Source organism: Mycobacterium sp. NGS66 (assembly GCF_059812225.1).
In genome coordinates, this window is record NZ_JCALCG010000005.1 from 89,500 (window position 1) to 112,207 (window position 22,708).

General features: G+C 66.0%; 24 protein-coding genes. 8 read left to right on the forward strand and 16 right to left on the reverse strand.

Going from position 1 to position 22,708, the window contains the following annotated elements:
• Positions 1-18 precede the first annotated feature (18 nt).
• The gene (gene recX, locus AC5Y2L_RS12100; protein ID WP_499934691.1) at positions 19-537 is read right to left on the reverse strand and encodes a recombination regulator RecX; all 519 of its coding nucleotides are present in this window, start codon (positions 535-537) and stop codon (positions 19-21) included.
• Positions 503-2,635, reverse strand: coding sequence for an intein-containing recombinase RecA (recA, locus tag AC5Y2L_RS12105; RefSeq protein WP_499934692.1), 2,133 nt, complete (start codon positions 2,633-2,635; stop codon positions 503-505). The genes recX and recA overlap by 35 nt, the downstream gene beginning before the upstream one ends.
• Positions 2,636-2,848: 213 nt before the next feature.
• Here recA and AC5Y2L_RS12110 point away from each other — a divergent pair, with 213 nt between their 5' ends.
• The gene (locus AC5Y2L_RS12110) at positions 2,849-3,514 is read left to right on the forward strand and encodes a (2Fe-2S)-binding protein (protein ID WP_499935025.1); all 666 of its coding nucleotides are present in this window, start codon (positions 2,849-2,851) and stop codon (positions 3,512-3,514) included.
• A gap of 91 nt (positions 3,515-3,605) precedes the next feature.
• Here AC5Y2L_RS12110 and AC5Y2L_RS12115 read toward each other — a convergent pair whose 3' ends face one another.
• Together AC5Y2L_RS12115 and AC5Y2L_RS12120 are read right to left on the reverse strand one after the other, a co-directional pair.
• Entirely contained in the window at positions 3,606-3,800 is a 195-nt protein-coding gene (locus AC5Y2L_RS12115) for a DUF3046 domain-containing protein (RefSeq protein WP_499934694.1), read from the reverse strand.
• A 1-nt stretch (position 3,801) separates the two neighbouring features.
• Positions 3,802-4,974 carry a glycosyltransferase gene (locus tag AC5Y2L_RS12120; RefSeq protein WP_499934695.1) on the reverse strand — a complete coding sequence of 391 codons (1,173 nt, stop codon included), beginning with the start codon at positions 4,972-4,974 and terminating at the stop codon, positions 3,802-3,804.
• A gap of 34 nt (positions 4,975-5,008) precedes the next feature.
• Here AC5Y2L_RS12120 and AC5Y2L_RS12125 point away from each other — a divergent pair, with 34 nt between their 5' ends.
• Positions 5,009-5,449 carry a limonene-1,2-epoxide hydrolase gene (locus AC5Y2L_RS12125; protein ID WP_499935026.1) on the forward strand — a complete coding sequence of 147 codons (441 nt, stop codon included), beginning with the start codon at positions 5,009-5,011 and terminating at the stop codon, positions 5,447-5,449.
• A 3-nt stretch (positions 5,450-5,452) separates the two neighbouring features.
• Entirely contained in the window at positions 5,453-5,866 is a 414-nt protein-coding gene (locus tag AC5Y2L_RS12130) for a DUF5313 domain-containing protein (protein ID WP_499934696.1), read from the forward strand.
• 50 nt (positions 5,867-5,916) lie between these two features.
• Here the strand turns inward: AC5Y2L_RS12130 and pspM are convergent, their stop codons facing one another.
• The 4 genes from pspM to pgsA form a co-directional block, all read right to left on the reverse strand.
• Positions 5,917-6,732, reverse strand: coding sequence for a phage shock envelope stress response protein PspM (gene pspM, locus AC5Y2L_RS12135; RefSeq protein ID WP_499934698.1), 816 nt, complete (start codon positions 6,730-6,732; stop codon positions 5,917-5,919).
• 14 nt (positions 6,733-6,746) lie between these two features.
• Complete coding sequence (gene pspA / locus AC5Y2L_RS12140; RefSeq protein WP_499934699.1) at positions 6,747-7,568, reverse strand: phage shock protein PspA; 822 nt, start codon at positions 7,566-7,568, stop codon at positions 6,747-6,749.
• 125 nt (positions 7,569-7,693) lie between these two features.
• On the reverse strand, positions 7,694-8,032 hold the full coding sequence (gene clgR / locus AC5Y2L_RS12145; protein ID WP_499934701.1) for a transcriptional regulator ClgR: 339 nt from the start codon (positions 8,030-8,032) through the stop codon (positions 7,694-7,696).
• A gap of 89 nt (positions 8,033-8,121) precedes the next feature.
• Complete coding sequence (gene pgsA / locus AC5Y2L_RS12150) at positions 8,122-8,712, reverse strand: CDP-diacylglycerol--glycerol-3-phosphate 3-phosphatidyltransferase (RefSeq protein WP_499934702.1); 591 nt, start codon at positions 8,710-8,712, stop codon at positions 8,122-8,124.
• Between the two features lie 56 nt (positions 8,713-8,768).
• Here pgsA and AC5Y2L_RS12155 point away from each other — a divergent pair, with 56 nt between their 5' ends.
• Entirely contained in the window at positions 8,769-9,293 is a 525-nt protein-coding gene (locus AC5Y2L_RS12155) for an amino-acid N-acetyltransferase (RefSeq protein WP_499934703.1), read from the forward strand.
• A 49-nt stretch (positions 9,294-9,342) separates the two neighbouring features.
• Here AC5Y2L_RS12155 and AC5Y2L_RS12160 read toward each other — a convergent pair whose 3' ends face one another.
• Positions 9,343-11,916, reverse strand: coding sequence for a DNA translocase FtsK (locus tag AC5Y2L_RS12160; protein ID WP_499934705.1), 2,574 nt, complete (start codon positions 11,914-11,916; stop codon positions 9,343-9,345).
• 16 nt (positions 11,917-11,932) lie between these two features.
• On the opposite strand from AC5Y2L_RS12160, the gene AC5Y2L_RS12165 reads away from it, so the two are divergent.
• The 4 genes from AC5Y2L_RS12165 (at position 11,933) to AC5Y2L_RS12180 (ending at position 14,484) form a co-directional block, all read left to right on the forward strand.
• The gene (locus tag AC5Y2L_RS12165) at positions 11,933-12,349 is read left to right on the forward strand and encodes a hypothetical protein (RefSeq protein ID WP_499934707.1); all 417 of its coding nucleotides are present in this window, start codon (positions 11,933-11,935) and stop codon (positions 12,347-12,349) included.
• Positions 12,350-12,463: 114 nt separating this feature from the next.
• On the forward strand, positions 12,464-12,778 hold the full coding sequence (locus AC5Y2L_RS12170; RefSeq protein ID WP_499934708.1) for a putative quinol monooxygenase: 315 nt from the start codon (positions 12,464-12,466) through the stop codon (positions 12,776-12,778).
• A complete protein-coding gene (locus AC5Y2L_RS12175) occupies positions 12,778-13,608 on the forward strand; it encodes a mycofactocin-coupled SDR family oxidoreductase (protein ID WP_499934709.1) in 831 nt (276 codons plus the stop codon). The genes AC5Y2L_RS12170 and AC5Y2L_RS12175 overlap by 1 nt, the downstream gene beginning before the upstream one ends.
• Before the next feature lie 3 nt (positions 13,609-13,611).
• Positions 13,612-14,484: an SAM-dependent methyltransferase gene (locus tag AC5Y2L_RS12180; protein ID WP_499934711.1), complete on the forward strand. Its 873-nt coding sequence runs from the start codon at positions 13,612-13,614 to the stop codon at positions 14,482-14,484.
• A 244-nt stretch (positions 14,485-14,728) separates the two neighbouring features.
• On the opposite strand, the gene AC5Y2L_RS12185 is transcribed toward AC5Y2L_RS12180, so the two are convergent.
• From AC5Y2L_RS12185 to AC5Y2L_RS12215, 7 genes are all read right to left on the reverse strand, one after another.
• A complete protein-coding gene (locus AC5Y2L_RS12185; RefSeq protein WP_499934712.1) occupies positions 14,729-16,405 on the reverse strand; it encodes a ribonuclease J in 1,677 nt (558 codons plus the stop codon).
• A 30-nt stretch (positions 16,406-16,435) separates the two neighbouring features.
• Positions 16,436-17,338, reverse strand: coding sequence for a 4-hydroxy-tetrahydrodipicolinate synthase (gene dapA, locus AC5Y2L_RS12190; RefSeq protein ID WP_499934713.1), 903 nt, complete (start codon positions 17,336-17,338; stop codon positions 16,436-16,438).
• 70 nt (positions 17,339-17,408) lie between these two features.
• Positions 17,409-18,173 (reverse strand): FAD-dependent thymidylate synthase, encoded by a 765-nt coding sequence (thyX, locus tag AC5Y2L_RS12195; RefSeq protein ID WP_499934715.1) that lies wholly within the window; start codon positions 18,171-18,173, stop codon positions 17,409-17,411.
• A 5-nt stretch (positions 18,174-18,178) separates the two neighbouring features.
• Positions 18,179-19,324: a restriction endonuclease subunit S gene (locus tag AC5Y2L_RS12200; RefSeq protein ID WP_499934716.1), complete on the reverse strand. Its 1,146-nt coding sequence runs from the start codon at positions 19,322-19,324 to the stop codon at positions 18,179-18,181.
• Positions 19,321-20,694, reverse strand: coding sequence for a class I SAM-dependent DNA methyltransferase (locus AC5Y2L_RS12205; RefSeq protein ID WP_499934717.1), 1,374 nt, complete (start codon positions 20,692-20,694; stop codon positions 19,321-19,323). Before AC5Y2L_RS12205 ends, AC5Y2L_RS12200 begins: the two co-directional genes overlap by 4 nt.
• Entirely contained in the window at positions 20,694-21,917 is a 1,224-nt protein-coding gene (locus AC5Y2L_RS12210; protein ID WP_499934718.1) for a winged helix-turn-helix domain-containing protein, read from the reverse strand. The genes AC5Y2L_RS12205 and AC5Y2L_RS12210 overlap by 1 nt, the downstream gene beginning before the upstream one ends.
• A gap of 37 nt (positions 21,918-21,954) precedes the next feature.
• A complete protein-coding gene (locus AC5Y2L_RS12215; protein WP_499934720.1) occupies positions 21,955-22,668 on the reverse strand; it encodes a DivIVA domain-containing protein in 714 nt (237 codons plus the stop codon).
• Positions 22,669-22,708 lie beyond the last annotated feature (40 nt).

Here is a 22,708-nt window from a genome sequence, read left to right on the forward strand (position 1 = left end):
TGGCCGATTAACCCGCAGCTAGACGCGTCGACGCTCCCGTTCGGCGGCTAGCTCGGCGAGAACCACCTCGCAGGCCAGGTTCTGGCTGTAGCCGCGGCGAGCGAGCATCGCGACCAGCCTCCGAGTCACCCGCGCCTCGTCGGTCAGCGTTTCCCGCCGCAGCTTGGCCCGCACCAGCAGCTCGGCGCGGTCTCGCTCAGCACCGGCGTCGATTCCGCTCAGCACCTCGGTGATCACGTCGTCGTCGACGCCCTTGGTGTGCAGTTCAGCGGCCAAGGCACGTTTGCTCTTTCCCGCTCTCGCCCGTCGGGACTGCACCCACTGCTCGGCGAACTCGGCGTCGTCGATCAGGCCGACGGCAGCCAGCCGGTCCAGTACCCGTTCGCTGACGTCTGCTGGGTATCCACGCTTGGCCAGCTGGCCGGACAACTCGGCCCGGGTACGCGACCTCGCGGTGAGCAGGCGCAGGCACAGTGACCGCGCCTGCTCTTCGCGAGACGGCTCAGAAATCGACGGGGGCGGGCAAGACTTCGTCATCGGTCACAACCGCACCAATGCCGAGCTTTTCCTTGATCTTCTTCTCGATCTCGTTGGCCACGTCGGCGTTCTCCATCAAGAAGTTGCGGGCGTTCTCCTTGCCTTGGCCGAGCTGCTCTCCCTCGTAGGTGAACCAGGAACCCGACTTGCGGATGAAGCCCTGATCCACACCCATATCGATGAGCGAGCCCTCCCGGCTGATGCCCTTGCCGTAGAGGATGTCAAACTCGGCCTGTTTGAAGGGTGGCGAAACTTTGTTCTTGACGACCTTGACCCGGGTGCGGTTGCCGACCGCGTTGGTGCCGTCCTTGAGTGTCTCAATCCGACGCACATCCATGCGCACCGACGCGTAGAACTTCAAAGCCTTTCCGCCAGTTGTGGTTTCGGGCGAGTTATGCACCATCACTCCATCGACGAAGTAGTTGTGATTGCCTTCGACCTCGATATCGAAGCGATTCATCGACCGAGTGTGCGGCTTGACGTGCACATCCAGCACCCGAGCCGGCACCAACCGCTGTGTGGGTTCGACAAATTGGGGCGACACCGTGCTTTGATCACGGAATCGAGGCAGCAACTTGTACTCCATGGACGGCGCCATGTAGGGCGCTACCAGTGCCTGGAATTTGGCCGACGCCGCTGTCGAGAACAACAGCACCGCCTTGCCGGCCGAGCCAACCGAGCGCAGGCTCACATCCAGTCCGTGATTGTCGCGCAGATAGTCACGCAACCGTACCCGCGTACCCTCGGTCATGGCCTCGACACAGATCGAAATGCGCCCGCTGCCACCGCTGGTACGCTCCTGCAAACCTTTGGAGCGCAAGGTAAATGAACCATCGTCCATGTACCAGATGGCCAGGGCCAGCGGGGTGAGTGCCTTGAGGTATTCCTCGGAGAAAAACTTCTTGCCGTCCCCCAAGTACACCGCGCGCTGAAGCTCGGCGAGTTCAGCCAGTGGGGTGAAGTCGACAAAGCTTGCGCCCTTGGAATTCTGCCGCACCGAGTGCCGAATATTGCCCATCAATGCGGTCTTCCAATTCAGGTACTCCACCTGCTTGGCACCATGTCCCAGGCGGAATCGGACGCCGTTGCGGTCATGCAGATTAGGCGAGAGATTCCCATCACCCATCAGTGAGCCCATCACCACTTGGAACTGCTGATCGCTGAGCAGATGAGGTTCGGTAGCCAGTACCCGATCACCAGTGTTGAGGTCACCGGCTTCGGTCCAGCCACCGGGTGTGCGGATCAGATGGTTGGGCGTGGCGGCAAACTGTGATTTTCCGTTGCCGCTGGACTTTTCGACCGTGAACTGCAGGAACTGTTCGGCGGGGCCGTTATTGAACCAGTTCACCACCTTGCGAGGCACAATCTGGTCCGTCACCGGGTCGTAGGACAACACCTCGACGTCCATCTTGTTGTTGACGATCTTGCCGATCTTCTCGCTGCTGCCATCGGCCAAAGTCACCCGGGTGGAGTAATTCATGCACCCGAACATCACTCCGATTTTTTCGCGCAGCTGGTTGATGAAGATCGCAGTGGTTCCCGAATTGTTCAGCGCGCCAGTCATTTTCCGCAGCGCCTGGCTCATCAGCCGGGCCTGCAGGCCGACGTGGCTGTCCCCCATCTCGCCTTCGAGCTCGGCGCGCGGCACCAGCGCGGCCACCGAGTCGATGACCAAGATGTCGAGTGCGCCGGAGCGAATCAGCATGTCGGCGATCTCCAGAGCCTGTTCACCGGTGTCCGGCTGGCTGACCAGCAGGGAATCGGTATCCACGCCGAGCTTCTTCGCATACTCCGGGTCCAGCGCGTGCTCGGCGTCGATGAACGCCGCGACACCACCGGCGGCCTGGGCGTTGGCCACCGCGTGCAGTGCGACGGTGGTCTTCCCGGAGGACTCCGGGCCGTAGATCTCGATGACACGGCCGCGCGGCAAGCCGCCGATGCCCAACGCCACGTCCAGTGCGATGGACCCGGTCGGAATGACCGAGATGGGTTGACGCATCTCGTCGCCGAGACGCATCACCGATCCTTTGCCGTAGCTCTTCTCGATCTGGGCTATCGCCAGTTCGATAGCCTTCTCGCGGTCGGGGGCTTGCGTCATGGTGCCTCTCCTGTAGTCGGTGTTCGGTGACCGGTTTCGGTCGGTTAGCCGTGACATTAGGCGTGGGGTCCGACAAATCGGTTCCACCGAATGATCACCACAGTAGACGAACACCTGTTCGATACAAGTCAGACACGCCGTAGCGATGGCGTGTGACAAGATCAGCTACCGAAAAGGGCCCGCCAGGCGCAGAAAACGGAAGGACGGCTCAGCATCGACATCTCTACCGAGCTGGCCGAAATATCGTCCTACGGCGGGTTTTTCGCGCTGACCGTGGGCGGCGACCCGACGGGATGGCACCCGGTCGGCCAGTCCTATGCCGACGGCTGCGCCGACTTGATCGACGCCACCGTCCACCGCTACCGCGTTACCGACTTGCGCATCGGCGCGTCGCTGGTTCACCTCGGCCACGCCGCCCGGCTATGGGCCCCGGTTCTGGCGTGCGCGCTGGCCCACGGCGTCGTCCCGGACCTGACGAACCTGCAGCGGGCCGACGACGGGACGCAGCTGCGCCTGCCCGAGCCCGTCGGCGAGGCCGCACCAGCGGCGGACCTGTTGTATCACCTTGTCGTAGAACGACATATGGAGCCGCTCGCCGCCGGTATGCCGGTCAAGCTGGCACCCGGCTTGTTGTCCGGCAACATCGCATCCGCACTCGTCGGAGCATCGCGGGCCCTACTTTCGGCACGGCCCGACCTGCGCAGCCGAATCGTCGCAAGCACCGAAGCCCTGCTGAACACCGGCAACCTGGCTGGGTCCGGCACCATCACCGCTGCAGATCTGAGCTTCCGGCGCCGCAGCTGCTGCCTCTTCTACCGCATCCCCGGCAGTTCCCTTTGCGGCGACTGCGTGTTCGACCGCACGCCGCGCTCCGGCTAACCGAGCCTGCGACTATGGCGCCGAGCCTGCGCTGGGGGCGCCGCAAACAGCCGATCGGCAGCCCTGGGCGCAGGCTCGATGCCGCGAACACTCACCACTGTTCGCGTGGCACGTCGAAGTCGACGCACAGTGCTCGCCACACCTCACGGGGCTCCACGCCCTCCTCGATCGCCTGTGCGGCCGTCCGGCCGCCGAAGCCGCTCAACACGTGGTCGACCAGCACCGATGCGCCGTATGCCGTGCCGAATCGCAGGACGACACGCTCGTGGAATTCCGTCAGCCGCACGTCAGCCAACATACCCAGCGGCAAGCGCTTCACGGCACACCGCAACCGGATCGGCGACCAAGTCCACACTGGCGGCGGCCTCACGCGCCGCGTCGCGATACCGCGGCGACGAAAGCACGTCCCCAACCGCGGCCACCAGCGCCTCCGCGGTCAACGGCCGGATCAACCGGGCACTGCCCTGACGTACCACGCGATTGGCCATCTCCCATTGATCTCCGCCGCCGGGAACCACCACCAGCGGCACGCCGGCCAACAGCGTCTTGGCCACCATGCCGTGACCCCCACCGCAGATCACGACGTCGGCATGCGTCAACAGCTCTGACTGGCGACCCAGTCCGACCACCGCCCATGGCGGCACCGTCAGATCCGCGCCGCCCAGCCGTGACACCACCAGCCGCGATCCCGGCGGCAAGGTGTCACCCGGCGTCAGGCAGTTCAAAGCGGCCTCGGCCAGTCCGGTGGTTCCGGTCATCGCGGTCGACGGCGCGACGACCACCACCGGCCCGGAGCCGGCGGGAATCTCGAGCACCCGGTCGGTCGGCTCGAAGTGCAGCGGGCCCACCAGTACCGCCTCGGGCGGCCAGTCCGGACGCGGGACTTCCAGCGCGGGCAACGTGGCGATCAGCCGTCGCAGCGGCCCCGGATCGCGCGCCGGCAGCCCGATCTCGACCCGCACCGCCGCCCGCTGCCGCAAGCCGGCGCGCCAGGAGCGTGCGGTGAGCGCCCGCATGGCGGCGTCTCGCAGCCGGCCACGGATACCGGTACCCGGCGCCAGGCCGCTGCCGATCGGCGGCAGGCCCTTCGACGGCAGATACAGCGGATGCGGGTTGAGCTCGATCCACGGGATGCCCAGCAGCTCGGCGGCCATGCCTCCGCCCGCGGTGATGACGTCGGACACCACCAGATCAGGCGCCAGGTCGCGCAGCGCCGGTACGTTGAGCACCGCCATCCGGGCGGCGCGACGGTGAATCCGTGCTCCGGCATCCAGATCTTCGTCGTCGGCCACCAGCCCGTCCAGCTCAGCAGCGTCGATTCCGGCGCCACGCGCGGCCTCAAGCCATTCCACGCCGGTGAACAAGGTGGGCTTGTCGCCCGCCGCCAAGAACCGCTGGCACAGTGCGATCGCCGGGAATGAGTGCCCGGGATCCGGCCCGGCGACCACCGCGACGCGCACTCGCCCTACCCTGCCACAGAGCCACTCGCATACTCTGGCCACTATGACCGAGCTGCCACAGACAACCACAGAGAACACCCGCATGGTCGAGGCTTTCCTGCACGCCCTGCAGGACGAGGACTTCGAGACCATCGAAGAGTTGTTCGCCGACGACCTCGTCTACGAGAACGTCGGGCTGTCGCGGATCCGCGGGGGGCACCGAACGGCGAAGTTGCTGAGCAGGATACAGGGCCGCGTCGGGTTCGAGGTGAAAATCCACCGCATCGCCGCCGACGGCAATGCGGTGCTCACCGAACGCACCGATGCGCTGATCTTCGGTCCACTGCGGATCCAGTTCTGGGTCTGCGGCGTCTTCGAGGTCCGCGACGGGCGAATCACGCTGTGGCGGGACTATTTCGACCTCTACGACATGCTCAAGGCGACACTTCGCGGTCTGGTCGGCGTCGCTGTGCCGTCGCTGCGAGCGAGGCTCTAGCCCATGAGCGGCGACCCCGGCCGGACCAAGCCGAACGTCATCGAGTACATCCGCTACTGCTATGGGGCACGGCTGCCCGACTCGATGCTGGACTGGGTGCGAAACGACTTGGCGGGCAAGGGCGCAACCGCCCGAATGATGATCCGAGTGGCGGTCCCGGCCGTGCTGGTGCTCGCTCCGTTCTGGTTGATCCCGACGACGCTCGAAGTCCACCTGAGCATGACGCTGCCGATTCTCATTCCGTTTGTGTACTTCTCGCATGCGCTCAACAAGATCTGGCGCCAGCACATGCTGCGGGTACACGGCCTCGACCCCGAACTCGTCAATGAACGCGCGCGTCAGCGCGATGCCCATATCCACCAGGCCTACATCGACCGCTACGGCCCGCGGCCCGAGGATCCGCCGAAGGGCGGTTAACCGATGGCGGCGACCCGCTTCGCCCGGCTACGCCGCGCTCGCGATCGCCGCTAATGCCGCTGTAATCCGCTGAGTTCGTCGAAGGCCTGCGCCCAACCGACCAGCCGATCGGTGGCATCGACCAACTCAGCACGGTAGCGCTGCTGTGAATAGCCGACGGCACCCGCCTGACCGTTCGCCGCAGACACCAATTGCGCTGCGGCGGTGACCATTACGTTGTACTGACGAACGCCTTCGCTCAGCTGCGCGGTATAGGCGTTGATGGTGGGTGCCAAATGCTCGCGCGATGATTCGGCGTAATAGGCCGCGCGCTCCATGGAAACCACCTGGGCCGCGGTCGCCGCCATTGCCGCCGACGTCTGGTTCGCCGCGACCGTCAGATCACGGATTTCGGCGGTCGGCAATATCGCGCCCCGCTCCATGACGCCCAGCAGCGAGAAAAACCCGCGTTCGGAGGCGCCCAGCGCCGACATCGCGGGCCGTGCCGCCGAACCGGGCGGCGGCAGCCGGCGGATGTTGGCCGGCCGCGGTGCCGGCAGCGGCTCCTTGCGCAACCAGCGGTAGCGCAGCAGCAACAGTGTCGCCGGAATGGCCTCGCCCGCCGCGATCAGCATTGGGATCAACAACGCCCAGAACGGTGTGCGCCACGTTGCCAGCAACGTCGTCACCAGGCCCCAGAACACGACGCCGGCAGCGAAGATCAACCCCCAGCGCAATGCCCGACGACGACGGCGCAGTCCCCGGGCGCGCGGATCCATGACGGCGTTGACCTTCGCGGCCACCAGCTCGGACCAGTCACCCACGGTGTCAAAACCGCGGCGGAGCAATTCGCGCCATTGCCCGTCCTGGATCGTTTTCACCGCCATCGGGACCTCCGTGACTACTGGCCAAACGGCTTCTCGGCAATCGGCCCACGGCTGGGGTCGGCCGCCGCCGGCGTTGCTGGGGTGCCGGGAACAGACCCTCCCGTCGGCAACGCCTCCCCGCGCATCGAGGCGCGGATCTGCTCCAACCGGGAATGGCCGGCCATCTCCACGCCGGCCTGCTGAACCTCGAGCATGCGGCCTTGGACGGAGCTCTGCGCAAGCTCCGCCGACCCGAGCGCGTTGGCGTATCGGCGTTCGATCTTGTCGCGCACCTCGTCGAGGCTCGGGGTGTTGCCGGGCGCGGCGATCTCACTCATGGACCGCAGCGACTTGCTGACCTGTTCCTGCATCTTCGCCTGCTCGAGCTGGCTGAGCAGCTTGGTGCGCTCGGCGATCTTCTGCTGCAGCACCATCGCGTTCTGCTCGACGGCGCGCTTGGCCTGAGCCGCCGCGCCCAGCGCCTGGTCATGCAACGTCTTGAGGTCTTCGACGCTCTGTTCGGCGGTCACCAGTTGGGCGGCGAACGCCTCGGCGGCGTTGTTGTACTCGACCGCCTTGGCGGCGTCTCCGGCGGCGGTGGCCTGGTCCGCCAACGTCAGCGCCTGGCGCACGTTGACCTGCAGCTTCTCGATATCGGCCAACTGCCGGTTGAGCCGCATCTCGAGTTGACGCTGGTTGCCGATCACCTGCGCGGCCTGCTGGGTCAGCGCCTGATGGGTGCGTTGCGCTTCCTCGATGGCCTGCTGAATCTGCACTTTGGGGTCGGCGTGCTCGTCAATCTTGGCGTTGAACAGCGCCATGAGGTACTTCCACGCTTTGACGAACGGATTGGCCATGAGTGAGCTCCGCCTTCGCTTCCGATGTGCCGTGTGGGCTTGCCTTGTCGCTCAATTTAGTGCGTCAGCGGCGATCTCCCCACCCTTGGTGCGCATTCGTTCGTCCGCGCCGCCTCGACACGCGCTCAGGCCACCGCCAACGACACCACCGGCGGGATGACGACCTTGGTGCTGGCGTCGATGGTAGGACCGCCCGCCGGCCTGGCCGGCTCTGCGTGAGCGGCGTGTTCCGCGCGAGCCAGCTGCTCGCCGGCACCGATGAGCATCTTCGACAGCGGGAGCTCCAACGCATCGCAGATGGCGTTGAGCAATTCGCTGGACGGCTCTTTGCGGCCGCGCTCGACCTCCGATAGATACCCCAAACTCACCCGTGCCGAGTCGGACACCTCACGCAGTGTCCGGCCCTGCGACATTCGGGCCCGGCGCAGCACGTCGCCGATGACCTCCCGCACCAATAGGGCCATGAAGCTCTCCTCTGTTCGTCAGCTCACGCCTGCACCCGAAAGCACCAGTCATCAGGTCAACGCAGGCAGCCGTCGCAGTGGTTCCCCGATTAGCGGGGCGTTTGGCGAACTTCCCTGATCGCCGAGGCCACATAGTCGATGCCGGTGACGATCGTGAGCACGATAGCGATCGCCATCACGATCACCGCCGCGACGTGCAACGCGCCCGTCAGCGGCAAGACGAACAACCCGATCGCCACCGCCTGGATCAGGGTCTTGAGCTTGCCGCCCCAACTCGCGGGAATGACACCGCGCCGAATCACCGACAATCGCAAGACGGTCACGCCAACCTCGCGGGTGAGGATCAATATCGTGACCCACCACGGCAGGTCGTGCAGCATGGACAAGCCGATGAGCGCCGACCCGATCAGCGCCTTGTCGGCAATCGGATCGACGAACGCGCCGAATTCCGTTGCCATGCCGTAGTTGCGCGCGAGCTGACCGTCCAATCGATCGGTAAAGCAGGCAGCGGCGAATATCGCCCACGCAACAATCCGGGCCGAGCTGACGTGGCCGCCCCCGTAAAACAGGGCGAACAGGAAAATCGGCACCATCACCAGCCGCAAGCCGGTCAACCCGTTGGCCAGATTGGCGATGCGGGCGCGGCCCCCTACTGAACTCGTTTGAGGCTGCCCCGACACCGCAACAGAATAACGGTCGACCAGCTGAACCGTCCTGGATGCCGATACTGTTACCCGTGACGGAAACCCCACGCGATCGCCGGCCGCTGGTTCGGCGTGCGCGTACATCCGACGTTCCGGCGATCAAGCGACTGGTCGACACCTATGCGGGGAAAATCCTGCTGGAGAAGAACCTGGTGACGCTGTATGAAGCCGTCCAGGAATTCTGGGTGGCCGAACACCCCGAACAACCAGGCCAGGTCGTTGGCTGCGGAGCGCTGCACGTGCTGTGGTCAGATCTCGGCGAAATCCGCACCGTGGCGGTCGATCCGGCGATGACCGGCCGCGGTATCGGCCACGCGATCGTCAACCGCTTGCTCGATGTCGCCCGAGAGCTGGAGCTCAAACGTCTGTTCGTGTTGACCTTCGAGACCGAGTTCTTCGCCCGCCACGGCTTCACCGAGATCGAGGGGACGCCGGTGACCGCTGAAGTATTCGAGGAGATGTGCCGGTCCTACGACATCGGGGTGGCCGAATTCCTCGATCTCAGCTACGTCAAGCCCAACATCCTGGGCAACTCCCGGATGCTGCTGGTGCTTTAACTGCCGAGCAGACGCAAAAGCCCCCGACACACCGACGAAAAAGGGGCTTTTACGTCTGTTCGCCGGAACTGTCCGTACCCCGGATCGAGGCCAGCGTCGCGGCCAACTCGTCGGGCTTGACCAGCACCTCGCGGGCCTTGGACCCTTCGCTGGGCCCGACGATGCCGCGCGTCTCCATCAGGTCCATCAGCCGGCCGGCCTTGGCGAAGCCCACCCGCAGTTTGCGCTGCAGCATCGACGTGGAGCCGAACTGGCTGGACACCACCAACTCGACGGCCTGCAGGAATACGTCCATGTCGTCGCCGATGTCCGGGTCGACGTCGGCGCGCTCGGCCGTCGGCTTGGCGGTGGTGACGCCCTCGGTGTACTCGGGTTCGGCCTGGTCCTTGCAGGCGTTGACGACGGCGTGGATCTCCTCGTCGGTGATGTATGCGCCCTGCAGCCGGACAGTCTTGCTGGCCCCCATCGGCAGGAACAAGGCGTCACCCATGCCGATGAGCTTCTCCGCGCCGGCCTGGTCCAGGATCACCCGGCTGTCGGTGAGCGACGACGTCGCAAACGCCAGCCGGGAGGGCACATTGGTCTTGATGAGCCCGGTGACCACGTCCACCGACGGGCGCTGAGTGGCCAACACCAGATGGATGCCGGCGGCCCGGGCCTTCTGGGTGATCCGCACGATGGCGTCTTCCACGTCGCGCGGCGCGGTCATCATCAGGTCGGCCAACTCGTCGACGATCGCGACGACGTAAGGGTACGGCCGGTACTCGCGCTGGCTGCCCAGCGGCGCCGTGATGGCGCCGGATCGCACCTTCTCGTTGAAGTCGTCGATGTGGCGCACTCGGGAAGCCTGCATGTCCTGGTAGCGCTGCTCCATCTCGTCGACCAGCCACGCCAGCGCTGCCGCGGCCTTCTTCGGCTGGGTGATAATCGGCGTGATCAGGTGCGGAATGCCTTCGTACGGCGTCAGTTCCACCATCTTCGGGTCGATCAGGATCATCCTGACCTCTTCGGGCGTGGCGCGCGTCAGCAGCGACACCAGCATCGAGTTGACGAAGCTGGACTTGCCCGATCCGGTGGAGCCGGCCACCAACAGGTGCGGCATCTTGGCCAGGTTGGCCGAGATGAAATCTCCTTCGATGTCCTTGCCCAGCCCAATCACCAGCGGGTGGTCGTCGCGGCGGGTGGACGGGGCGGTGAGCACGTCGGCCAGCCGCACCATCTCCCGGTCGGTGTTGGGCACCTCGATGCCGACGGCGGATTTGCCCGGGATGGGGGCCAGCATGCGCACGCTCTCGGTGGCCACGGCGTAGGCGATGTTCTTCTGCAGCGCGGTGATCTTCTCGACCTTGACGCCGGGTCCCAGCGAGACCTCGTAGCGGGTGACGGTGGGCCCGCGGGTACAGCCGGTGACCGCGGCGTCGACCTTGAACTGGGTGAGCACTTCGCCGATGGCGTTGGCCATGTGGTTGTTGGCAGCGCTGCGTTTCTTGGGCGGGTCGCCGGCCACCAGCAGTTCCAGCGAGGGGAGGGTGTAGAGACCATCGGCCGGCCCGGTGTTCGCCTTACGCCCCCGGCTGCGTTTCTTGCGCGCCACCAGAGGGTCCGGGACGGTGGGTGTGTCGTCCTCGAGGTCGGGTGCATTGGCCGACGGCCACGCCTGCGGCTCCTCGTCCAGGGACTGGTCGTAGTAGCCGTCCGAGAAGTCCTCGGCGGGAGTCTCCTGGACGTGCGCCTCGTCTTGCTCGTCGTAGTACTCGTCGTCGGCATCGTCACGCTGGAACAGCCCGGTGCCGAACAGGGCGCGCACCGCATCGGGCAGTTCGCGGATCGTGGTCCCGGTCAGCAACAGCAGGCCGAACATCGCGCCGATGAACAACAGCGGCGCGGCGATCCAGGCCGTCAAGCCGTCCGACAGCGGGCCGCCTATCGCAAATCCGATGAATCCTGCCGCATGCCGGCGTGCGGCCGGGGCCTCCGGCGATCCCGCCCACAGATGGCACAGGCCCAGCAGGGAGAGCGCGATCAGGCTGGAACCCAGGATCAGCCGCGGCCGCGCATCGGGGTCGGGCTGCGTGCGCATCAGGCCCACCGCGACCGCGGCGGCGACCACCGGCAGGACCAACACGCCCGAGCCGATGAACGTCCGCAGCACCATGTCCACCCACGCGCCTACCGGCCGGGCGGCGTCGAACCAGGAACTAGCGGCGACGACAACGCCGAGGCCGAGCAGGACCAGCGCGATTCCGTCGCGGCGATGTCCCGGTTCGATGTCGCGGGCCCTACCTATCGAGCGTGCCGCGCTGCCGGTGCCCCGTGCCGCCATCAGCCACGCTGCGCGCAGGGCCCGCCCGCCCGCCAGTCCCGTTGTGACCAGCACCGATCGATTCCGCCGGGCGGAGCGGCTTGGCCTCTTGCGCGCGTGCCCTCCACTTCGGGCCGCAACCCGAGTCCTGGAAGTGGCCCTTGACCTGCTCGTTCGGGTTCCGGAGCGGGCAGCGGTCTTACTAGCCATGCGCGCAAGCCTAGTCGCAATTACCCCATATGCACCAACCGCCACACTGGTAACGGAAGGGTACTGACCCGGGTGTGCCAGAGATACACTTCGCGCTGTTCGTCTGGGCATCCCCGAGGAGGGTGTCGTGCCATTATTCGGGCAGAGAAACGACCCGGCCGAGGATGAAGCCGCCCGAGTCAGGCAACAAGAGGCCGATCAAGCCCGGGAAGCCATGGTCCAGTGGGCGATTCAGGCATCGCCAGCTGACTTGGCCGCGCACATCATGCCGGCATTCCCCCCAGCCGGGCAGATACGGGTCGCGCTAAGCGACCTTCGCCGTCGGCTGGGAAGTCAGGAGAGTATCCGGGTCGGCGGCGACAGCCGTCTGGCGGGACCGATATTGGAGGCCGTGCAGCTTCTCGAGCATGCCGAACTGGTGTACATCAGCGAGATTTCCCAGCATGGTCTCCGCTCTTGGAACGCCACCCGTTTGGGCTCGGAAACTTTGGCCGCCGGGAAGGACGCTGTCAGGCAACGCATTAAGGATCGGACCGGCCAGTAATCGGCCCGACGGCCTACACCCCCACCCCCGTGTCCGACGTGTTGTCAGCAAGCGTGGGTATGGTGGCAAACGCCGCGTCATGCCGCAAATCCCGTCGCCACAGGAGGCCTCAGTATGCCCGTCGTCGTTGTCGCCACCCTGACCGTCAAGCCGGAGTCGGTCGATACCGTCCGCGACATCTTGACCACCGCGGTCGAAGAGGTGCACGACGAACCAGGCTGTCAGCTCTACTCACTGCACCAGACCGGCGAGACCTTCGTATTCGTCGAGCAGTGGGCCGACCCCGAGGCGCTCAAGGCACACAGCACCGCGCCCGCCATCGGCAAGATGTTCGCCGCGGCCGGCGACCACCTGGCCGGGCAACCGGACATCAAGATGCTGGAGCCCATCCCCGCCGGTGATCCGGGCAAGGGCCAGCTCCGCGCCTGATGGGTCGCCCGCTGGAACGCCCGCTCAAAGGTCGGGTCGCCTTCATCACCGGGGCCGCGCGCGGCCAGGGCCGTGCGTACGCGGTTCGGCTGGCCTCCGACGGCGCGAACGTGATCGCCGTCGACCTGTGCCAACCAATCGCCAGCGTGCCATACCCCCTGGCCACCCCGGCTGACCTCGCGGCCACCGTCAAGCTCGTCGAGGACACCGGCGCGCGCATCGTGGCCAAGCAGGCCGACGTCCGCGACCGCGAATCGCTGGCCGTTGCGCTACAGGCCGGTCTCGACGAGTTCGGCCGCCTCGACATCGTTATCGCCAACGCCGGAATCGCGCCCATGCAGTCCCCCGACGCCTGGCATGACGTGATCGACGTCAACCTCACCGGCGCCTATCACACCGTGGACGTCGCGGTGCCCGCCATGGTCGAGCAAGGCACGGGCGGGTCGATCGTGTTGATCAGTTCGGCCGCGGGGCTGGTCGGCGTCGGCAGCGCCGATGCCGGCTCGATCGGCTACACCGCCGCCAAACACGGATTAGTGGGATTGATGCGCTTATACGCCAATCTGCTTGCCCCGCACAATATCCGGGTCAACTCGATACACCCGTCAGGTGTGGACACCCCGATGATCAACAACGAGTTCACCCGCCAGTGGCTCGCCGACCTGGTCGCGGAGAGCGGCGCGGCGACCGGCATGGGCAACGCGTTGCCGGTGCAGATTCTGCAGCCCGACGACATCGCCGATGCCGTCGCGTGGCTGGTATCCGACCAGGCCCGCTACATCACCGGCGTCACCCTCCCGGTCGATGCCGGCTGCGTGAACAAGCGATAGACCATGAGCCGAAATCCCGCCGCCCAGACCGCCTTTGGCCCGATGGTGTTGGCAGCCGTCGAGCAACATGAGCCGCCCGGCCAACGACTGGTCGACGACGACCTCGCCGAACTGTTCCTGCCCGTCCCGTTGCGGCTGATGGTGCTCGCGACTCGCCCGGCTCGTGTGCGACGGGCATTCATCCGCGCGTCGGAATGGACCGGCCGCGGGCTGTGGGCCAATCTGGCCTGTCGCAAGCGTTTCATCGGCGACAAGCTCGTCGAGGCCGTCGAAGACATCGACGCCGTCGTCATCCTGGGCGCCGGATTGGACACCCGCGCTTACCAATTGACCCGGCGGATCCGCAAGCCGGTCTTCGAGGTGGACCTGCCGGTCAACATCGCCCGCAAGGCCAAAACGGTGCGACGGGTGCTGGGCGATCTCCCGCTGTCGGTCCGGTTGGTGGCCCTGGACTTCGAGCGTGACGACCTGCTCACCGCACTGGCCGAGCATGGCTACCGCACCGACTACCGGGTGTTCTTCATCTGGGAAGGCGTCACCCAGTACCTCAGCGAGGAGGCCGTCCGGGCGACGCTGGAAGGACTGCGTCCCACAGCGCCGGGCAGCCGGATGGTATTCACCTATGTTCGCCGCGACTTCATCGACGGCACCAACCGGTATGGCACCCGCACCCTGTATCGCTCTGTTCGCCAGCGAAAACAATTGTGGCACTTCGGGTTACTACCCGAGGAGGTGTCGGATTTTCTCGCCGAATACGGTTGGCGGCTATTGGAGCAGGCCGGGCCCGACGAGCTGGTGCAGCGCTATGTCCAGCCCGCCGGCCGCAACCTCGAGGCATCGCAGATCGAGTGGTCGGCGTACGCGGAAAAGACCTGAAACCGTCCGGCGGCGAGCAGACGCAAAATCCCCCGAAAACAATTGGAATTAGGGGACTTTGCGTCTGCTCGGCCCACTAGACCTGATGGTGGCGACCCGCTTCGCCCGGCTCCGCCGCGCTCGCGATCGCCACTAGACCTTATGGTGGCGACCCGCTTCGCCCGGCTCCGCCGCGCTCGCGATCGCCACTAGACCTTATGGTGGCGACCCGCTTCGCCCGGCTCCGCCGCGCTCGCGATCGCCACTAGACCTCGATCACCGTGGGCACGATCATCGGCTGCCGGCGATACGTCTCGCCCACCCACTTGCCGACCGTCCGGCGCACCCCTTGGGCGATCCGGACCGGATCGGTGACATTGGCGGCCACCAGCGACTCCAGCTCGGCTTCCACCTTGCGGACGGCCGGCTCCAGCGCCTTGGGATCTTCGGAGAATCCACGCGAGTGCAGGTGCGGCGCCCCCACCGGACGGCCGGTGCCGCGTTCGACCACCACGGTCACCGCGACGAAGCCGGACGACAGGATCAGCCGTTCGCCCAGGGTGATGTCGCCGACATCACCAGTAATCAGCCCGTCGACGAACATCTTGCCGACCGGCACCGCGCCGGCAATCGAAGCCCTGCCCGCCACCAGGTCTACGCTGACGCCGTTCTCCGCCAACAGAATCGACTCCGGCGACACCCCGGTACTCTCCGCCAGTTTGGCGTTGGCGCGCAACATCCGCCAGGTCCCGTGCACCGGCATGACCTGACGCGGGCGCACCCCGTTGTATAAAAACAACAACTCCCCGGCATAGGCGTGACCCGAAACATGAACGCGCGCTTGGGCATTGGTGACCACCCGCGCGCCGATCTTGGACAGCGCGTCGATGACCCCGTACACCGCCTCCTCATTGCCGGGGATCAGCGACGACGACAGCACAACAAGGTCTCCGGCCGTCAGCGTGATACTGCGATGTTCGCCACGCGACATCCTCGACAGCGCCGACATCGGCTCGCCCTGCGTACCGGTGGTGATCAGCACCACCTGCTCGGGCGCCATCATCTCGGCGGCGGCGATGTCGATCAGGTCGGAATCGTTCACCCGCAGGAAGCCCAGCTCCCGCGCGATGCCCATGTTGCGCACCATCGATCGGCCGACGAACGACACCCGCCGGCCCAATGCCACTGCGGCATCGATGATTTGCTGCACCCGGTCCACGTTGGAGGCGAAGCACGCGACGATGACGCGACCGTCGGCACCCCGGATCAGCCGGTGCAGCGTGGGACCCACCTCGCTTTCCGACGGCCCGACGCCGGGGTGCTCGGCGTTGGTCGAATCGCATAGGAACAGGTCGACTCCGGCGTCGCCGAGCCGCGACATGCCGGGCAAGTCGGTGGGCCGGCCATCGAGCGGCAGCTGGTCGAGCTTGATGTCGCCGGTGTGCAGCACGGTTCCGGCGCCGGTGTAGACGGCGATGGCCAGCGCGTCCGGAATGGAATGGTTGACGGCGAAGTACTCGCACTCGAATACCCCGTGGCGGCTGCTCTGCCCCTCGGCGACCTCGACGAATACCGGCTTCAGCCGGTGTTCACGGCATTTCGCGGCCACCAGGGCCAGGGTGAACTTGGAGCCGACGACCGGGATATCGGGCCGTAGCTTGAGCAGAAACGGGATGGCGCCGATGTGGTCTTCATGCGCATGGGTCAGCACCAGCGCCTCGATGTCGTCCAGACGGTCTTCGATGTGACGCAGGTCAGGCAGGATCAGGTCGACGCCGGGCTCGTCGTGCGTCGGGAACATCACCCCGCAGTCGATGATCAGCAGCCGGCCCAGGTGTTCGAAAACGGTCATGTTGCGGCCGATTTCGCTGATGCCGCCCAGCGCGGTGACCCGCAATCCGCCCGCGGCCAGAGGGCCCGGTGGGACCAGGTCTTCGTTCACTTCTGGGCCACCGTGTGGCTCACTGGCGGCTCACCTGAGCACCGAGGCCGCGCGCATATCGGCGGACAGCGCGTCGATCTGTTCCGTCGTTGCGGGCACCTGCGGCAGCCGTGGGTCACCGACGTCGATGCCTTGCAGTCGCAGGCCGGCCTTGGACAGCGTCACGCCACCCAGCCGGCTCATCGCGTCACACAGCGGCGCCAAGGTGTTGTTGATCTTGCGCGCGGTGGCGACGTCGCCAGATTGGAAGGCGGACAACAACTCTCGCAGTTGACCCGCGGCCAGATGAGAGATCACGCTGATGAAGCCGATAGCGCCCATGGCCAGCCAGGGCAGGTTCAGCGCGTCGTCGCCGGAGTAGTAGGCCAGCCCGGTTTCGGCGATGATCTGGCCGCCGCTGTGCAAGTCGGCCTTGGCGTCCTTGATGCCGACGATGTTGGGATGTGCGGCCAGCGCCCGAATGGTGGCGGGCTCGATCGGCACCACCGACCGCGGGGGGATGTCGTAGAGCAGCACCGGCAGATCGGTGGCATCGGCGACGGCGGTGAAATGCGCCTGCAGCCCGGTCTGCGGCGGCTTGGAGTAATAGGGCGTCACCACCAGCAGCCCGTGCGCTCCTTCCGCCGCGCAGGCCTTTGCCAGCCGGATGCTGTGCGCCGTGTCGTAGGTGCCTGCCCCGGCGATGACGCGGGCCCGGTCGCCGACCGCCTCGAGCACCGTCCGCAGCAGCCGCAGCTTCTCCTCGTCGGTGGTGGTCGGCGACTCGCCGGTGGTTCCGGACACCACCAGGCCGTCGCAACCGGCGTCTACCAAGTGCTTGGCCAAGCCGGCCGCGGCCGCGGTGTCCAGCGACCCGTCGGCGCCGAATGGTGTGACCATCGCGGTCAGCAGGGTTCCCAGCCGCGCTGGGGCGTCGAATCCGACGGTCGTCACGGTTCCCAAGATTACCTGTCGGGGCCAAATTCTTTCTCGTCAGCACGAGGGCGCGCCAATTCGTGCACCGTCACGCCTCGGTGGCCAACGGGCTGGTGGCGACCTCGGTGCCGTCGGCGAGCGTGGACACCTCGAAGTCGGCGAACACCGCCGGCGCAACATCGACGAGCCGACGCAGACACTCGATGGCCAGGCGGCGGATTTCCACGTCGGCGTGCTCGCTGGCCCGCATGGCGATGAAGTGCCGCCACGCCCGATAGTTGCCGGTCACGACGATGCGAGTTTCGGTGGCGTTGGGCAGAACCGCTCGCGCGGCCTGGCGGGCCTGCTTGCGACGCAACAAGGCCCTGTTTTCGGCGGGCTCACCCGCCATGAACTTGGCTTCCAGCTTGGCCAGTAGTTCGGTATAGGTCGCGCGACTGGCGTCCGCGGCGGCCGTCAGGATCTCGATGAGCTCCGGGTCGTCTGCCATTCCCGGCGGCACCACCACCTGCGACTCTTTCTCGGGGACATAGCGCTGCGACAGCTGCGAGTAGGAGAAATGGCGATGCCGGATGAGCTCGTGCGTGCACGATCGCGAGATTCCGGTGATGTAGAACGAGACGCTCGCATGCTCGAGCACCGAAAAGTGCCCGACGTCGATGATGTGCTTGATGTAGCCGGAGTTGGTCGCGGTCCTGGGATTGGGCTTCGACCAGCTCTGGTAACACGCCCGGCCTGCGAACTCGGTGAGTGCCTGACCGCCGTCGGCATCGGTGGTCCAGGGCACGTCGGGCGGTGCCAGGAACTCCGTCTTGGCGATCAGTTGCACCCGTAGCGGCGCGGTCTCGGCCACGGCGCTCACCTTAACCCGGCGACGGGCGGTCGAGCCTGCGCCGGTGGCATCGAGCCTGCGCCCAGGGCGTGCGCCACGCCCCGACAGACGCCCTCAGCGCAGGCTGGTTTGGCAGATGACATCAACACCGGCAGCATCGCGTCACGGAAGGCGGACAGCCGGATGGATTCGGCGCGTCGGGCATGACACATTGCGCCCAACACGGCGAGCGACTGCGATGCCGCACCGGACAGCCGCCGTACGTCCGGCACCCGAATCTGCAATAGCTCCGCCGGCCGGATACGTTGACGACTTCCCGACGTCCCGGCGACATTCTGGTGCAGCCGTCGACGGACTAAGGGCTGCCGCAGGGCAGCCCAGAGCGACGACGTATCGACCTCGAGGGGCCGCAACACGACGAATTCCGTGCTCGCCAAAGCCATTTCCGACGGGAGACGCACGACGTTCCACACGCGTGGGGTGTTGGGGTTGAGCTTCGCGAACAGCACGCAGGGCGTCGTCAACAGAAACTTGCCGCTCTGCACCGACTTGCCTTCGACAAGCTCAGGGGTAGCTCCGTCATCGAATGCCGCAAAGCTGAAGTGGGCGACGTTCCGGTCGAAATCATCAGGTTCCCGGAACACGGTCGACCGCACCGCCAAATTGGACAGCGGCACGTCATCGGATACCGACTCGGCGGTGGCGACCATCAAAGCCTCGGCGGCGCTGATCGCCCGCCGGTTGGCGGCAATCTTGTGGTCCAAGGCGCCCAGTAGCTCCGCGATCCGCCGCCGTTCCCGCACCGGGATGGCCTCGACCGTGATGTCACGAAGAATCCGCAGGTTGAGCAGCGGCTGACCGGAGCCGGTGCGGTGCTCGTTGAGAGCGCAGGTCTGCAGAGCGTAGTACCAATAGCGAGTCTCGTCAGGGTCTTTCGCCCGGCATACCAGCGCATTGTCGGTGACCCAGACGTCGGACTCGCAGTAATGCACGCTGCCGCAATACGACCCGACGCGACCGAGCACGATGAGCGGGCCACGGGCATTGCGTTGCGCCGCATAGCCGATGGGGCCGTTGGAGCCGTAGACGGGAAAACGTCCGGTTGGTCCTCTTTCCGGCGGGGCGGCTCCGGTGCCGAAGTCGAGGTGATCGCCGAGCCTGACCTGCCTCATGCGCGCTCCACCTGCTCGCGGACCACCTTGTCCCAGGACGCGGATTCGTCGAGCGCCGCCAGCAGTTCCTTTTTCAGCCGGGTGATCTTGTTGGCCGTGGGTTCGCCGTCGTCCTCTGCTGCCGGTATGTCCACGTAGCGTCCTGGCGTCAGCAGGTAGCCGGCGGCTTTGATCTCGTCCAGCGTAGCCGACCTACAGAACCCCGGAATATCTTGGTAGCCAGATGGTTTCGCGGATCCGAGCCAGGCGTGATAAGTGTCGCCGATCCGGACAATCTCGTCCTGGCTAAGTACCCGCTCCGTCCGGTCCACCAAATACCCGAGTCGGCGGGCGTCGATGAACAGCACCTGGCCCGACCGCTCGGTCTTGTTCATGTCGAAGAACCACAGGCAGACCGGAATTCCCGTGCTACGGAACAGCTGGCCAGGCAGCGCCACCATGCAGGACACCAGATCCGCCTCGATGATCCGGGCCCGAATGTCGCCTTCTCCGCCGGCGTTCGACGACATGGAGCCGTTGGCCATCACCACACCAGCCCTACCCGTGGGCGCCAGCTTGCACAGGATGTGTTGGATCCAGGCGAAGTTCGCGTTGCCGGCGGGCGGAACACCGAAGCGCCAGCGCGGGTCTTGCTCGTCGCGGGCCCAGTCCTTGATATTGAACGGCGGATTGGCCATCACGAAATCCATCTGGACGTCAGAGTGGCGGTCGTCGACAAAGGTGTCGCCGCGAACCAGGCCGGTGTCGTCGATACCGTGGACGGCGAGGTTCATCTTCGCCATCCGCCACGTTTCCTCCACACTCTCCTGCCCGAAGATCGAGACGTCCCGTGGATCGCGGTCGCGCCGGGCGATGAACTGCTCGGTCTGCACGAACATCCCGCCCGAACCGCAGCACGGGTCATACACGCGCCCGGTGGTCGGTTCGAGGACCTCGACGATTACCCGCACGACGCTGGGTGGGGTGAAAAATTCACCGCCCCGGCGTCCTTCCGCCCGAGCGAAGTTGCCGAGGAAGTACTCGTAGACCTCGCCCAGCAAATCACGAGCCGGGTTCGGGCCATGACGGCTCAACCGCGCGCTGTCGAGCAGTGCGATCAGCTCACCGAGGCGGCGCTGGTCGACGTTTGCATACACCCGCGGCAACATCCCCGCCAGCGCAGGGCGGGCAGCCATCAGCGCCTGCATCGAATCGTCGGCGAGTTGACCGATGTTAGGAGCTTTCGCGTTGTCCGCCAAAGGTTTCCAGTGTGCATCTGATGTGTACTTCAAGAACACCAACCCGAGGATGACGTCCCTGTACTGACTGGCCGGGACGCAGCCACGCAGCTTGTTGGCGGCCTTCCAGAGAGTGTCTGTGAGCTCGTTCATCAACTCGCCCTTTTGGCGGCTCGTCGCAGGTCGGACGCCAGGTCCCCGCGGTCAGCCACATCGACCCCACCCAACCCCAGCCAGCAGGCCATGGTGTTCAGCTCGGCGGCGAGCGCCGCCGCGACCCGGGCCCGCGGTATGTCCGGCTCCGAAAACGCACTTATCACGCGGAGCGCGTCCGCGGCGGGGTCTGCCTTGAGGTCCACTCGCGCTACTAGCCGTCCATCCAGCAGGAACGGCCACACGTAATAGCCGTATTTGCGCTGGCTCGCGGGCACATAGATCTCGATGCGATAGCTGAAGTTGAAGAGTCGCTCTACCCGCGGCCGGAAGAAGATCAGCGGGTCGAACGGACACAGCAACGCGGTGCCCCGGTCCTGACGCGGAACGCTGCGGCCCGCTCGCAGATACCCGGGCGCCGGCCAGCCGTCCACATCGACTCGCTCGATCTCACCGGTGGCCAACAGCTCGGCAATGGCCGGCTTGATCTGCTGCGCCGACAGCCGGAAATAGTCGCGAATGTCGGCCTCGGTGCCCACGCCGAGCGAGTTGGCGGCGCGCAAGGTCAGCTCGCGGACGGCCTCATCGTCGTCGACGTGACGCGCCAGGACGTTGGCTGGCAGCACTCGTTCGGCCAGGTCGTAGTGGCGCGCGAAACCGACTCGGGTGGCCGTGGTCAGCACTCCGGACGCGAAGAGCGCCTCGGCCACCCACTTGGTGTCACTGCGTCCCCACCAGGGACCCTTGCCGCCCCGCGGCTCGGCCGCGAGGTACTGCTCTATCTGCCCGGCGGTGCTAGGGCCGAGTTCGGTGACGGCAGCGACGATCTCGTCGGCGAGTTTCAGATTGGCCTTCACGATGTGCGTGCCCCAGCGGCCGTACCGGTACTGGCGCATCCGCCAGCGCAGCAGCGGCCAGTCGTCGACGGCCATCAGCGCCGCCTCGTGCGCCCAGTACTCCACCAGCAGACGTGCCTTCGCGGCCCAAGCGGCCTGGTCCAGCACGCCGCGGTCATACGGCCCGAGCCGGCTGAACACCGGCGCGTAGTGGGCGCGCACCACCACCGATACCGAATCCAATTGCAGTACCTGAATGCGGGCGATCAGCCGCTTCAGATGCGCACGGGTGACGGGGCCGACGGGCCGCGGCTCGCTAAACCCTTGGGCCGCAACCGCTATGCGGCGGGCCTGCTCGGCGGTCAGCCTACGCTTCCGGGTCGACACGGCGCTGAGATTACCGGCCTGGCCCGACACCGACGGGCTACGCGCTAGCTCGACCCGCGGTGACTTTCTCGTCCAACGGCACCACGGAGTTCGTCTCGGCCGCGTTTTTTGCCTCTTGGTACGCCGATTCGAGAGCGGCCGGAACCGGCTCCAGGTCGCGGTACACGTCCATCAGCTGCTCGAGGATCTTGATTCGTCGCTGGCTGGCCTCGGCGACCGCACGCTCGGCCTGCTCACGGTAAAGATCGGTCTCGCGCCGGGAGTCCGCCCAAGCCTGATCGATCTCTCGTTGGGTGTCTGCCCGCATGCCGGCCATTTCGGCGTCAAGCCTTTTCTTGGTTTCCCCGTACTCGGCTTCCAGGGATTTCAGTTGCGCGGCCATGTCGGCCAACTGCTCTTCCTGCTTTCGCTGCACAGCTTCGGCTTCAGCCTCCGCCGCGGCGATCAGCGCCTCAGCCTCGGCCCGGGCCTCGGCCTGCATCTCAGCGGCCTCATCGACCGCACGCCGCAGCATCTTCGCCATCCGTTGTTGCACCGCGTGCGGCGACGGCGAGGTCTCCGTCAGCACGGCCACTTCCCTGTGCAATGCCTCGACTTCGTCGCGGGATTCCTTCAACCTGGCCCTTAGGCTCTCGACGTCGTCGCGCAGCAACTGCTGTTTGGTGGTCAACATCTCGATGTAGGCATCGACCGCAGCGGGGTCGTAGCCCCTGAACGTGCGGGTGAACGTCTTTGCGGGTTCGGTTATCACCGCCGATTCCCCCTTCCGGTTAAGACTCGTAGAAACCTGA